Here is a 12,730-nt window from a genome sequence, read left to right on the forward strand (position 1 = left end):
GTATTAATCGTTAATATCCCGGATTCTGTCCCAGATTTGGATTGATATCGATTTCACGCAAAGGGATGGGCATCAGTACCTCATGGTCAGCTACGGTGAAACTCAATCCGTTGTCTTTGAAATATTGGTTCATCACCACCTGAAAACGTCCTGTCCGCACGAGGTCGAACCACCGGTGCCCTTCGAGGAAAAATTCGAACTTCCTTTCATTTTCGAGCGCGAGTGTGAATGCGGCCTTATTCAAGCCTGTTTTCGCCGGTAGCCCCGCGCGGCTTCGCACCAAATTAAGGTAAGTATGTGCTTCGGCCGTATTACTGGTCTCGTTTAATGCTTCGGCATACATTAACAGTACGTCGGCGTACCGCAATGCAGTAAAGTTGATGCCGCCATCGCCGACAATGCCGGTTGTGAAATCCACGAATTTCAGTCCAAAAAGGTCTTTCTCATATTTGCCGGATATCAGCTTCACCGAATCGCCAATGGACGCGGCCCGTCTTAAATCGCCTGTCTCGTAGGAGTTGGCCATCGTGCGGGTAGGCAAAACCCTGCCCGCACCCTGCATATTGCCGGGGAACATGCCCACGTCAAACCGGGAGGGCATGAAGATCGTCGAGAACGAATTGCCTTCGCCGACGTTACCTGATAAATATTTTACTTCAAAAATCGATTCCTGCAATTCGTCATTGCCGTTGGTGAACAATTTTTTGTAATCCGGATTCAATGCGTAGCTTTTCTGGTCAATCACTTCTTTCAAAACTGTTTTAGCCAGATCAAACTCCTTCACCGTAAGATATACTTTGCCCAAAAGCGTTTTAGCCGCGCCTACAGACGCCTGCGATTTGCTTAAACCGGTACCCCCATTTAGCAAGGCAGCTGCCTGCGTCAAGTCCTGGATAATGACCTGGTACACCTCGGCGACAGGCCTTCTGGTCATGTCAAAATTCATGATCTCGGCAGGACTTCGGAACGACACATCCACCATGGGCACCTTTCCGAACAGACGTACCAGATAGAAATAGGCGTAAGCCCGCAAAAATAAGGCCTCGCCCTTGTACTGGTTCTTTTGCGCGTCGGTCATAGGCACAGCGTCCAGCCGTGAAAGGATATTATTGGACCGGGCGATGGTCGCAAAGCTGGTGCTCCACACGGTATTCAGGAAATCATTGGATGCGGTCAGGTTCACCTCGTCGCATTCGGCTTCGGCCACAAGCGGGGAAGTGGATTTGATGTCGGTGTTATCGGTCGTAAGGTCGCCCAGGTCTATCAGCGCGGTGTTATGCAAGCCTTGTAAGCCGGCATAATTTCCTACCAATGCGGTTTCAAAATCCTTCGGGCTTTTATAAAACGAATTTTCGTTGATCTGATACTCGGGCTGCAAACTGAGGAAGTCGGAGCAGGAGCTGGCGCCAAGCGCGATGAGGCTGTATATGATGTACTTTTTCATGGGAAATGCTTTTAAAGGGTGAGTTTGATCCCAAGTGTATAAGTGCGCGGCAGGGGATAGTTGAGGTAATCGATACCTGCATTGACTATATTGTCGCCTGTAATGCTCGATTCGGGGTCGTAGCCGGGATATTTCGTGAATGTGTGCACGTTCGAAACATTTCCATACACATTCAGATTGCTCACGCCCATGCGCCGGGTCAGGTCTTTGGGCAGATTGTACGACAGCTTGATGTTTCTGATTCGGGTAAACGAATTATCGAACAGGTAATGCGACGAGGTGCCGAAGCCCAGTGCATGGTTACTGCGGATCGAACGTGGCATGATGCCATCGCCGGGGTCCGCCTCGGAGCGCCATCTTCTGTCGGTCAATACGAGGTTGTTTTGCACACCATTGTCACCGAGCAGGGAAGCCCCCGCGTCCAGATAAGTGTAGGCACCGTGCGAGCCGACAAGTCCAATGTTAAGGCTCAGGTTTCCCAGCGAAAAATTATTGTCCATCCCCCAGGTATAATCCGGCCAGGGTGATCCCACGATCTTCCGGTCACTCTGGTTGATGACGCCGTCTTTGTTCACATCTTCAAATTTGAGGTCGCCAGCCTGGGTTTTCGGATGCTGCAATGCGGCTCCGTCCAATTCGGCGCTGTTCATGAATACGCCGAGCTTGTTGATCAGGTAAAAGCTCGAAATAGGGGAGCCCACCTGGGTGATCTGATAGGCCGAGTTGGAGATTCTTCCGCCTTCGGTAGCCAGTTTCAAAACCTTGTTTTCGTTGTGGCTGAACGTGATGTTGGTGCTCCATTCAAACCCTTTGTGACGAATATTCACGGTTTGCAAACCCAGCTCGAACCCTTTGTTCTCGATGTCGCCGATGTTCTGTGTTGAACTGTTGAACCCGGATGCGGCGGGTAATTGCACGGCCAGCAGCAAGTCGGTCTTGCGGTCGCGATAGGCGTCGGCGGTGAGGATAACACGGTCTTTGAACAAGCTTAGGTCCAGTCCGATATTGGTCTGTTTCGATTTTTCCCAGGTCAGGTTATCGTTGGATAATGTGCTGGGGATAAGGCCGGGATTGAGCGCCCGGTTTTTGATATACCTCGTGGTCGATAACAAGCCGATGCTGGTGTAGTCGCCGATCTGGTTATTTCCTGAAATACCGTAGCTGGCCCTCAGTTTCAGGTTGGTGACCACGTGCTGGTTTTTCATGAAATCTTCCTCGGCCATATTGTAACCTACTGAAAACGAAGGGAACGAACCCCAGCGGTTGTTAGCGCCGAATCTCGAACTTCCATCGCGCCGCACGGTAGCGGTAAGCATATATTTCCCTGCATAAGAGTACGTTACCCGAGCCATCATCGAAAGCAGCGACCATTCATTGATACTCTGCGATCCTGCATTAACGATGCCTGCTGTGATGAACGGCACATACTCGGTCGGGAAATCGGAGGCGCCTGTGGAAACGAGGTCCCGGCTGTTTTTCTGGGTGGTAAAGCCGATCAGACCGTTTACAAAATGCTTGTTGTTGAAGACTTTGGCGTAGGTTAATGTATTTTCATTCAGCCAGTTCAGGTTTTCGGCCCGGGAGGTGCCGGCCGTTGCGGGGTAATTTAGTGTACCAAAATTGGGTACCGCCGACGATCTCCACAAGCGAATGTTATTGGTACCGAAATTCACGCCGATCGAGCTTTTGAAGGTCAGGTTATCATTAATATTAACTTCCACAAAATTGTTGGTAACCAGGTCCATCACTTTGCGCCGGTCGCCGGAGCCATCGGCCACGGCCAATACGTTAGCCAGAAACCCGAGGCCGTCGTTGACGTCGTTCTGGTTGAAATAGTAACCTCCGTTGGCATCGTAAACCGGAATGGTAGGCGAGGCGGCCAGTACGTTCGCCAAAAGCCCTCCCGCACCGTAATGCGATTCGGTATTCACAAACCGGCCATAACCGTACGAACCGAATGTAGAAGTTCCGATTTTAATGCGCTTGGTGATCTGCGCATCGAGGTTTACCCGCAGGTTGAAACGGGTGTAATCAGAATTGATAATGACGCCCTCTTGCGAGAAATAACCTCCGGAAATGAAGTATCTGGCCTTTTCAGTTCCGCCGGTGGACGATAGCTGCAAATTCCGTACTGGCGCTGTTCTGAACAACACATCCTGCCAGTCGGTATCGGTAGTAAGGGACTCCGGGTTCCTGAAATCGGGCCTTACCCGCGTGTTGACGGACCGCAACTCGTTGGGGTCCGTCGCTTTTCCTCCTGCATACACCCATGCATTGTCGCGTCCATCGACCACGTAGTCGGCGTATTGCCTGGCATTCAGCATTTTGAGCTTGTGCGCCACTTCCTGGAAACCGTAGGATGCGTCCACACTGATCTGCGATTTGCCGTAAGCGCCCCTTTTGGTGGTTACAATCACCACCCCATTTGCTCCGCGCGAACCGTAAATAGCCGTGGCGGAAGCGTCTTTCAGGATTTCAATGGACTCAATGTCAGAGGGGTTGATAGAGGCCAGCGGGTTCACGCGGTTGCCGGTATTGGTTGCCATCCCGGCAGACGAAAAGTTGTTTCCCCCATAGTTGCGCATATCCGAACCTCCCCCGCCCGAACCTATCGCGAAGCCGTCAATCACGTACAATGGCTGATTCCCGCCGGTAATAGAGCTCACACCCCGGATGAGGATATTGACATTACCGCCTGGGGCGCCGGTGGTTTGAGTTACCTGCACACCCGGCGCTTTGCCTTGCAGCATCTGATCGAAGCTGCCGGTCGACGGCTGAATGAATTGCTCGCCGGAAATTTTGGCAATGGAACCAGTGAGGTCTTTCTTGCGCTGTGTGCCGTAGCCGACCACCACCACATCCTGTAACTGATGCTGGTCGGCAGCGAGCATCACATCGATGACGGTGCGGCTGCCAACCTGTATTTCCTGCGGAACATAGCCGATAAAGCTCACAACGATACTGGCTCCGGAGGCTACCGAAAGCTTGAAGTTACCTTCTACGTCCGAAACGGTGCCATTGTTAGTGCCTTTCTCGGTAATCGTCGCACCGATAAGCGGTGCTTTGTCGGTGTCTCCGAGGATCTGGCCCGTGACGGATACGCGGCCGCCGGATTGGGCCAATGCAGGCACCACGCTGAGAAGGAGGCACAACAGGCCACCCACCCACAGCCAGCGCCCGGGGAATAGGGTACATTTCATAATTGTCAATTTTGAGGATTAAACTCGGGTTTGATAAAGGCAAGAAATGCTTGAAATTCAGCACATAATGCTGCTTGAAAGAGCGGACCTGGGGTATGTTGTTGCTAGTCTTCGCGGATGATGACGGCGTCGAGGTTGAGGTATCCGGCTATTTTAGCAATAGCGCTTGCATGGTGTCCTACGCCCAATGCAAAGTGGTGAGTAGGGCCTTCCTTCATCCAGCGTTGAAGGAAAGTGCGTACATCGGGTTTGAAGAAGCCCCTCGTGTTAGTGTTGCCGGTTGGCGGAATAGGGCCCTCAACCGACTGACCCTCAGCGATTACAAATTTAAATTTTCCATCGAAAGTAGAATTAATGCTCAGCATCGTGATAGGCCCTTCCTTGATCTTGAACTCTACACCCGCACCAAAACCAGGTTTGCCGTGGTATTTGGTGAGGCTGCGTAAAACCGGTTTTCCTTCCGCTATGGCCACATTATGCGGGCCGTCGTGGCCAACAAGTACAAAACCTTCCTTGAAATCGACCGGGTGGAACTCCGCGAAGCTGCCGCCTATACCTAAACGTTCCATGATCAGCATCGCAAAACAGGTTTTCAGGTCGGATTCTCCGCACATCGGGAAACCCGCGCCGGTAAGCAGCGAATTTCCGACAATGAGATTGGACATGACAGTGCGGGTTTCGCTATTGTCGGGCCCTTCGTAGTAGTAGGCCAGGCCATCGAGCTGCTTCGCTTCCACAAACTTTTCCAATGCCACTGTCACCCTGGCGGCCGTTTCCAGGTCGCTGTCGCGGAGCTTTTCCGAGATAGGGTCGGAAACCGGCTCGGGCGTGTCGAAAAAGTCGAGAATGCGCTCCTTCATGTTTTCGATATCGGCGGGGTCGGCGTGCTGGTAATGCGTCACGATCTCGTGCGCCTCGCATTGCACGATATGCGCACCGAAATGCGCGGTAAACATGGTCGAATCTGAATGCATATCCAGCATAGCTTCGATCGGATGGCCGATATGCCCGATCCGCGACGTCCGCACATCGTGCAGCACGGCGGCGATTCGGCAGTATTCCGCTATTTCCGCATCGGCCTGCGGGTCGTCATGAAGTGTTCCGATGATCATTTCCGGCACTTTTTTGCCCATACGCGCGGCCACGCCCGCAAACTCGGGCAGGGAGCAAATGTCGTCGTTATAAAGTTGCATGTAGGTCGATGCGCGGGTATAATCCATCGCATGGTCGGGTTGCAGGGCCACGAGCACGATCGGTACGTTGAGATTGCGGATGATAGTCCCGAAAGTGTTGGAAGTCGCATACGTAAGCATGTCGCAGAAAATCAGGTCCAGATTAGCCGCATTGAGTTTAGGTACCAGGTCATAGGCTTTCTGGACATTGTCGATCAGCCCGAAATCGATCAGCTCGGCATGCGCCATTCGTTCTATTTTTTCGATGAAAACGGCTTGTTTGCGGAGCATATCGTCGAGCAGGCCGTCGAACTGGCTCCAATATTTGAAATATCCCACCCCAAATACCCCGATGCGCGGCCTGGTAGGCTGACGTTTCCGGATGATGGCTTCTTTGAAGATGTGATTCTCGATTTGTAATGGATTTTCCATGAGTGAGTGGTATTGTTTCTATGATTTAAATCTTAACGCACTAAGTTTTTTTGGCAACAGTTTCCCCTTTTCGGGGTTTGTTTAAAAAATTGAAATGCTAATCCGCAACTTCTACGGGCGCCACTATTTCCTCCGGACGGTCGAAAAGTGGTTTTAATCTGGGAATCAGCAGAATGAATGCAAGGAACGCGATAGGATATAGCAACCCGGAAGCGATCCAAAGTGGCTTGTAGGAATATTCCTGCACGATTTTTCCGATCATCGGATTAAGTATCAGGCTGGATAATGCGCCCGCGGTACCCGAAAGGCCTACAACCGTAGAAGTAGCGCCCGGCCCGAACACATCCGAAATAGCCGTGATGTAATTGGTGATCCAGCACCCGTGTGCGAACATATAGAGCGCCATGAGCGCCACCGCGATGGCGACCGACGACGTGTATTCGGTCATCGGAACGGCCAGCGTCAATGCGGCGGCACAGCCCATGATCATTTTTCTGGCGCGATTGGTACTGACCTCCTTTTTAACCAGTTGGTCGGAGAACAGGCCGCCCAGGATATTGGAAATGCCCAAAGCGAGGAAGGGTATCCAGAAAAGGCTTCCTATTTGCTCAAAGGGCACATTTCGCGCTTCGCTAAGGTATTTGGGGATCCAGAACATCATAAAATACATCACCGGGTCGAGCAGGAAGCGCATGAGAACGAAAACCCAGGTTTCGTGCTGTCTCAGGACGGCGCGGAATGGCACCTTAAAGGTGTCCTGTCGCGCTTCGCTGATTGCGCCTGCTTTTTGCCGCCAGGGGATAAACAGCCAGATCGCCACCCACGCAATGCCGATAAGCCCTGGAAGTACAAACCCCGCGCGCCATCCGTAACTGTTTGAAATCCAAATTGTAAGCGGTGGTGCAATGACGGCCCCGATAGCCGATCCGCCGATAGCGATGCCATTGGCCAGTGCCCGTTCTTTTTGATCAAACCATTCATAAACCGTCTTGGCCGCGCCGGGGAAACAGGCCCCTTCGCCCAGGCCGAGGAGAAACCGGAACGCAAGCAACTGCGGGAGGTTCGCCATAACGCCATGTAACGCGTTAGCCACCGACCATACCCCCACGGCAATTCCAAGGCCTTTTTTGGCCCCGATGCGGTCGATCACCCAACCACCGACGGTGAACATCAATGCGTAGCTCAGCAAGAAACTGGTATTCACCCAACCATATTCCACGTCGCTGAAACCGAATTCCTTCTGGATGCGGATAACGGCGATGGACAGTACCTGCCGGTCCAGAAAGCTCAGTCCGGTAGCGATGAAGACCAGGAAAACGACCCACCAGCGGATATAGTTTTTCTTCATATTAACTTAACGCACTAACTTAGTTTTGGTCAAAAATAAAATGACAAAATACCAAATGCAAGGGTTTTCAGAATTTTTTCAAAAGCCGGCGCCGATTGCCGGTAGATTTGACGGCAGAGCGCCTCTGATTACTTCAATATTCATGTTCCAAATGATCCTATCCATTATCAAACGAGGTGTGCTATTATGCTCGCTGGCTTTCCCGTTGAGTGGCAGTATGTTCGCGCAAAATGTCGCGCAGACACTCAAAACCGACATTCCGCTGGATTCCATCCGCCTCAGCGATCCATTCATACTCGCCGACAGGCCGACTCAAACCTATTACATGACCGGCACCGGTGGCAAACTTTGGAAAAGTAAGGATTTAAAGAAATGGACGGGACCTTACACCATCGCACAAACGGATCCCAAATCGTGGATGGGGCCGACGCCGATGATTTGGGCAGCCGAATTGCACGCCTACAAAGGCAAATATTACTACTTCGCCACTTTCACCAACAAGGCTATCAAACTGGGCGAAGGCTTGGAGCGCCGTGCCTGCCACGTACTGGTGAGTGATCGTCCGGAGGGCCCATACGTACCAATGAAGGATTCGACCTACCTGCCGGAGGATAAACTGACACTCGATGCCACGCTCTGGACCGACACCGACGGCAAACCGTACATGATTTTTTGCCACGAATGGCTGCAAAATGGCGACGGTACCGTCGAAAAGATCGCGATGAAGCCGGATTTCAGCGGTACCACCGGTCCGTCGAAGTTGCTCTTCCTGGCCAGCGACTCGCCTTGGAGCACGGAAAAAAACAAGGACGGCACCGACCGCCCCAACAAGGTCACCGATGGCCCATGGCTCTTTCGAACGAAAACCGGGAAGCTGGGTATGCTCTGGACAAGCTGGATCTATGACGTTTACACGCAGGGTGTTGCCTACTCTGAAAGCGGCAAACTCGATGGCCCTTGGGTACAGGAAAAGGAACCAGTCAGCCCGCCCAACTTCGGGCACGGGATGCTTTTCCGGACTTTTGAAGGTAAACTGCTGATGTCCATTCACAGCCACCGAAGTGTAAACGGCCGCACGGTACGCGTTCCCAAACTCTTTGAAGTGGATGATTCGGGAGATAAGCTGGCGATAGGCAAACAGATTTTGGACGTAAGGTAATTTCTCCATTGCCGCCTGGTAAATGGATTAATCCAATGAAGTGCTCCAAGTTGTTCTATCACTTCCGCGGGCGCAAAAAAGCTAGGGCGTTTCCGTTGCGGGCTGCGGCCGGTCTCCAAACGCCAGCAGCACCGATACTAGTCCGAATACAAAAAAGCAAAGCACGAGCGGAAACACGCCGTGCGCCATCAGGTGGCTCGTAACAGACCCTATCAAAGCGCCGACGAAAAAGAAACATGTTCCGTAAATGGCCGAAGCCATTCCAGCCATATTGCCCATCGGTCCGAGGGCCAATGCGCTGCTATTGGGCTCGACGGCGAGGTTAATCGCGAGCATCGTGGTTACGGCAATAAAAAACAGCGGCATTTGCGGCGGATCGCCAAATGCCCAGGTACATACCAACAGCACCGCGCCCACAACGGTATAAATCGAGAGAAGCCATTTGATTGTCCGTCGGGCACCGTACCGCGCAGAGAGCCGTGAGTTCAGCAATGCACAGAGCGACATCGTGGCTCCCATACCCGCGAAAATCCAGGCGAAAAGCTCCGGCTTCCCGTAAATCTCTCCCACAATATGCTCAGAGCTGGACACATAGGAACTAAGGGCCGTAAAAAGCAAAGTAGTGACTGTCGTATACCGCAGAAATGCCCGATTGCTGAGTACGCGCACGATTGAACGTCCCACGTGCGTGCGGCTGAGCGGCGTACGTTGCGCGGCCGGGAGCGATTCTTCCAACCGCAGCGACCACAAAAAAACCGCTACCGCAAATAGGGGCGGCGCAAGAAATACCATTTGCCAGGATCCCACCGACATGATCGCCAGCCCGAGAAAAGGTGCTATTACCGGCGTGAACAGAAATATCGTAAAGATCAATGAGAGGATGCGCGCCATTTCATCACCCACAAAGCGGTCGCGGACGCCGGCTATTGTAGTCATGAATACCGCAGAAGCGCCCATACCGGCGAAAAAGCGCGCTACGAGCATGGTAGGCAGGTCGGGTGCCATCGCCGCTATAATGCCGCCGATGATGTACAGCGGAAATCCGATCCGTAGGATGGCAATGCGGCCAAAGCGGTCGGAAAGAGCGCCGAATACGATCTGAGCTACCTGGCCCATGAAAAAGAACGAAATGATCTGAGCCGTGTCGGTAGAGCCGGTGCTCAGTCCGAAATGCTTCCGTACTTCACCGAATGCGGGCAGCATAATATCGATGCCCAGCGCAGTGAGCGTCATAGTGCAAGCCGAGAGGGCGATGAATTCGCCGGGTTTCATTTTCATAGCGAGATGTTTCTGGCAAAGTTATCTCTTAGGAAGGGTGCAGCTGGTGTGCAAAGTAGACTTTCTCGAGGGGCAATCAGGACAAAATCTGCCGCTACGAAACCTACTGGTCAGTTTGTATTAAATATATAAGTAATTGGAAAAATATTATTGTCTTAAATATAGACAATAAATAAACTTCTTCTTTACATTTGTTGTATGATGGTCGCGGGGGTGCCACTTTCCCGGGCCGGACGGTTTCATTTCTTCACCAAAAACATATTGACTATGAGAAGGATTAGCTCTATTCTGATGATCCTGTGCCTGCTGGGCGCGGTTTGTACCAGCATTGCCCAAACAACGGCACCGGCCGATTTTTTTGCCGGTAAATGGGAGATTACCGTTGCCGGAACGCCCAATGGCGATGCCAAGCTCGTCGCTGACCTTGCGCGGACCGATGGCAAGCTCACCGGCCAAATCACCAACGCGACCGATCCAAGCGCCGAGAAAATCGCCATTACCAGTATCGACGAAGCGGCTGACAAGATCACGATCGGCTTTTCCGCGCAGGGGTACGACGTTACCCTCGACCTCTCAAAAGTGGACGACGATAACCTCAAAGGAAGCATGATGAGCATGTTTGATGCTACTGCGAAGAGAGTGAAATAGGAGTGTTGTCAGCGGGCGTCGATCCTTCCACGATCTTGCGCACTGCCTCAAAATCCGCCAGCGCCTGCTCGTCTTCGGGGTAGTAGCTATCGCCCTGATCAATAAAAACTTGCAGAGAGGTGCCGTCCGGCGTGGTATAGCGTGGGTCGGCACCTTTTTCAATCAGCATTTTACATACACCCCAATATTGTCGTTCGGCGGCGTAAAGCAGGGGTGAAATTTTTAGACGATCGCCGTGCCGCGGCATAATTGCATTCGGATCGGCACCGTGATCGAGCAGGGCTTTGGTGCAGTCATACGCACCATAAGGTGTATCCAACGCCGCAAAAATAATAGGTACCACATTGCGTCTGCCGCTGCCGAATTCGGTGGTTTTAGCATTTGCGCTCGCGCCTTATTTTCCAGCAAAAGGCGTAATATAAGCGGATTTCCATGCTCTGCCGGCTCGTAATGAATCGGTTGGTCGTCGGGGTTCTCACTTCTGATGGGCACGCCTGCATCCAGCAGGGCGTTGATGCAAGCGATATGGGGTTCCAGGTTTTTATGCTCGAAAACGGAACTTTTGACCGCCATTTCAAGAAGCGGATAACCGTAAGCATTCTTGCGAAGTTGGGGCCCAAATTCCGCGATGTATTTTTTTAACCTGTCGGGCTTACCATTCAGAATCGCCCTAGCCATTTTGTCTCTTTCTTTCTCTTCAAAAAACGGCTTCGCTTCTATCATATCCACGATCCCTCTTTTGAACCTGCTGATAGATGAACCGAACTGTGTCCAAAAAAGCGGGACCGCGATCAGTACAAATGCCGTATATCTGCTCCACTTAAAAGGAAGTAAATTGAGGGTGATCAATACGACCAGAACGAAAATGGCCAGGTAGTAAAATACTTTTCCCATGGAAGAAGCAGCGTCGCCGCCTTTCGCAGGGAACAGCGTTTCGAGCATGACAAGCGTGAAAAGTACGCCAATCACCACCCAGTTAATGACGGTGGCTATTTTCAGGTAGTTCATGAAATGAAGGAAGGGCGGTTTCGAATAGGGACTTGGCGTAATTTAGCCAAAAACGGGCTGGAATTGCATCATTGCCCGAAAGACCGGCTGTCCGGAATTGCTGCGAAAGCCGTCTCCATCAAACTTGTATACCTGATAACGGTCGGTAAAAATCCCATTTCCTGCGTAGTCGAAAGTATCGATATCGGCAACCCGGTAACCTTTCCCGTTCACGAAAACCTTACTTTGGTCTTTGTAGAATGAGACTTTTTGCCATTTTCCGATGTATCTGAAATGGCTGGCGTCTTCGGAAATCACATGATCGTCGAAGTATACGCGGTTAGCGTCCTTGCTCAGGCGCTCGTCGAGGCATTTGAAATTCCTGGCATCGGCGGAAATCAGATGGCATGCTTTGAAAACATGCCGGTCGTCGCGGCCGAGATCGGGCCCCAGGACCTGGAAGTAAACCGGATTGGCACCGGGGATGCTTTTGCCCCGAAAATAGACGTTTTCAAAATCGCGGGCATAAAGCGACGGGTTCGGTTGCCTTACAGCTCCGGCAGTGAGTATTTGAAAGGTCCTGGCGTGCGCATCGGAGATCGGGGATCTGCGTCCATCGCTTTCCGTGTAGTAAACAACTTTGTTTTCGATCTCATACACATCAAATGAAGGAGATGGCGCGAAGGATTCGGTAGCAGGGCGTAGGAGGAAACGGGTTGCGATGACCAGGATCAGGCATACGCAGGTAATGAGAAGCAGGATGAGCATGACGTTATAGGATGAGGTTAAGTGTGATAATGATTATTTTTCATGGCGTCAGGATTCGAGCCGCAAAAGTGCACACCGGGACATGCAACGTCCATTTTTAATGATGCAACGGTCGGTATTGACTATTTACCGGTAAATCAATGATTATTCGGTGCCTCAAAAAACCGCATTTCAGCGATTCTGAGGCGGTTACGGCGTTTTACCGATAAATAAATGAGGTAGTACAGTTGTATAGAATTGACGTATTTGGTCTTCAGATCGCACATATTGATGCGTGAATCGTCAATGAAATCC

10 protein-coding genes are annotated in these 12,730 nt (G+C 51.7%); 2 read left to right on the forward strand and 8 right to left on the reverse strand.

The genetic code is table 11. The features are described 5' to 3' along the window. Nucleotides 1-10 precede the first annotated feature (10 nt). The 4 genes from ACTJJJ_RS02420 to ACTJJJ_RS02435 form a co-directional block, all read right to left on the reverse strand. Nucleotides 11-1,444 (reverse strand): RagB/SusD family nutrient uptake outer membrane protein, encoded by a 1,434-nt coding sequence (locus ACTJJJ_RS02420; protein ID WP_426294956.1) that lies wholly within the window; start codon nucleotides 1,442-1,444, stop codon nucleotides 11-13. Between the two features lie 11 nt (nucleotides 1,445-1,455). Beyond that, complete coding sequence (locus ACTJJJ_RS02425) at nucleotides 1,456-4,644, reverse strand: SusC/RagA family TonB-linked outer membrane protein (RefSeq protein ID WP_440701371.1); 3,189 nt, start codon at nucleotides 4,642-4,644, stop codon at nucleotides 1,456-1,458. A gap of 104 nt (nucleotides 4,645-4,748) precedes the next feature. Continuing rightward, nucleotides 4,749-6,248 carry an L-fucose/L-arabinose isomerase family protein gene (locus tag ACTJJJ_RS02430; RefSeq protein WP_440701372.1) on the reverse strand — a complete coding sequence of 500 codons (1,500 nt, stop codon included), beginning with the start codon at nucleotides 6,246-6,248 and terminating at the stop codon, nucleotides 4,749-4,751. 97 nt (nucleotides 6,249-6,345) lie between these two features. Beyond that, entirely contained in the window at nucleotides 6,346-7,596 is a 1,251-nt protein-coding gene (locus ACTJJJ_RS02435; RefSeq protein WP_440701373.1) for an MFS transporter, read from the reverse strand. A gap of 151 nt (nucleotides 7,597-7,747) precedes the next feature. Between ACTJJJ_RS02435 and ACTJJJ_RS02440 the strand changes: the two genes are divergently transcribed. After that, a complete protein-coding gene (locus tag ACTJJJ_RS02440; protein WP_440701374.1) occupies nucleotides 7,748-8,755 on the forward strand; it encodes a glycoside hydrolase family 43 protein in 1,008 nt (335 codons plus the stop codon). Nucleotides 8,756-8,836: 81 nt separating this feature from the next. On the opposite strand, the gene ACTJJJ_RS02445 is transcribed toward ACTJJJ_RS02440, so the two are convergent. Beyond that, a complete protein-coding gene (locus tag ACTJJJ_RS02445) occupies nucleotides 8,837-10,033 on the reverse strand; it encodes an MFS transporter (protein ID WP_440701375.1) in 1,197 nt (398 codons plus the stop codon). Nucleotides 10,034-10,300: 267 nt separating this feature from the next. On the opposite strand from ACTJJJ_RS02445, the gene ACTJJJ_RS02450 reads away from it, so the two are divergent. Next, nucleotides 10,301-10,681 carry a hypothetical protein gene (locus ACTJJJ_RS02450; RefSeq protein ID WP_188931048.1) on the forward strand — a complete coding sequence of 127 codons (381 nt, stop codon included), beginning with the start codon at nucleotides 10,301-10,303 and terminating at the stop codon, nucleotides 10,679-10,681. On the opposite strand, the gene ACTJJJ_RS02455 is transcribed toward ACTJJJ_RS02450, so the two are convergent. Genes ACTJJJ_RS02455 through ACTJJJ_RS02465 form a run of 3 tightly spaced genes read right to left on the reverse strand, consistent with a single transcriptional unit; the run spans nucleotide 10,659 to nucleotide 12,436 of the window. Then, nucleotides 10,659-11,000: an ankyrin repeat domain-containing protein gene (locus ACTJJJ_RS02455; protein ID WP_440701376.1), complete on the reverse strand. Its 342-nt coding sequence runs from the start codon at nucleotides 10,998-11,000 to the stop codon at nucleotides 10,659-10,661. The two genes, ACTJJJ_RS02450 and ACTJJJ_RS02455, sit on opposite strands and share 23 nt — an antisense overlap. Then, nucleotides 10,904-11,689 (reverse strand): hypothetical protein, encoded by a 786-nt coding sequence (locus ACTJJJ_RS02460; RefSeq protein WP_440701377.1) that lies wholly within the window; start codon nucleotides 11,687-11,689, stop codon nucleotides 10,904-10,906. The genes ACTJJJ_RS02455 and ACTJJJ_RS02460 overlap by 97 nt, the downstream gene beginning before the upstream one ends. 42 nt (nucleotides 11,690-11,731) lie before the next feature. After that, entirely contained in the window at nucleotides 11,732-12,436 is a 705-nt protein-coding gene (locus ACTJJJ_RS02465) for a DKNYY domain-containing protein (protein WP_440701378.1), read from the reverse strand. Nucleotides 12,437-12,730 lie beyond the last annotated feature (294 nt).

It is taken from the genome of Dyadobacter sp. 22481, from assembly GCF_052044875.1.
Taxonomy (GTDB): domain Bacteria; phylum Bacteroidota; class Bacteroidia; order Cytophagales; family Spirosomataceae; genus Dyadobacter; species Dyadobacter endophyticus.

Bases quoted from the DNA above. Each gene is read 5' to 3' on its own strand.
- ACTJJJ_RS02420 (WP_426294956.1), bottom strand. From the start codon at position 1,444: ATGAAAAAGTACATCATATACAGCCTCATCGCGCTTGGCGCCAGCTCC.
- ACTJJJ_RS02425 (WP_440701371.1), bottom strand. From the start codon at position 4,644: ATGAAATGTACCCTATTCCCCGGGCGCTGGCTGTGGGTGGGTGGCCTG.
- ACTJJJ_RS02430 (WP_440701372.1), bottom strand. From the start codon at position 6,248: ATGGAAAATCCATTACAAATCGAGAATCACATCTTCAAAGAAGCCATC.
- ACTJJJ_RS02435 (WP_440701373.1), bottom strand. From the start codon at position 7,596: ATGAAGAAAAACTATATCCGCTGGTGGGTCGTTTTCCTGGTCTTCATC.
- ACTJJJ_RS02440 (WP_440701374.1), top strand. From the start codon at position 7,748: ATGATCCTATCCATTATCAAACGAGGTGTGCTATTATGCTCGCTGGCT.
- ACTJJJ_RS02445 (WP_440701375.1), bottom strand. From the start codon at position 10,033: ATGAAAATGAAACCCGGCGAATTCATCGCCCTCTCGGCTTGCACTATG.
- ACTJJJ_RS02450 (WP_188931048.1), top strand. From the start codon at position 10,301: ATGAGAAGGATTAGCTCTATTCTGATGATCCTGTGCCTGCTGGGCGCG.
- ACTJJJ_RS02460 (WP_440701377.1), bottom strand. From the start codon at position 11,689: ATGAACTACCTGAAAATAGCCACCGTCATTAACTGGGTGGTGATTGGC.
- ACTJJJ_RS02465 (WP_440701378.1), bottom strand. From the start codon at position 12,436: ATGCTCATCCTGCTTCTCATTACCTGCGTATGCCTGATCCTGGTCATC.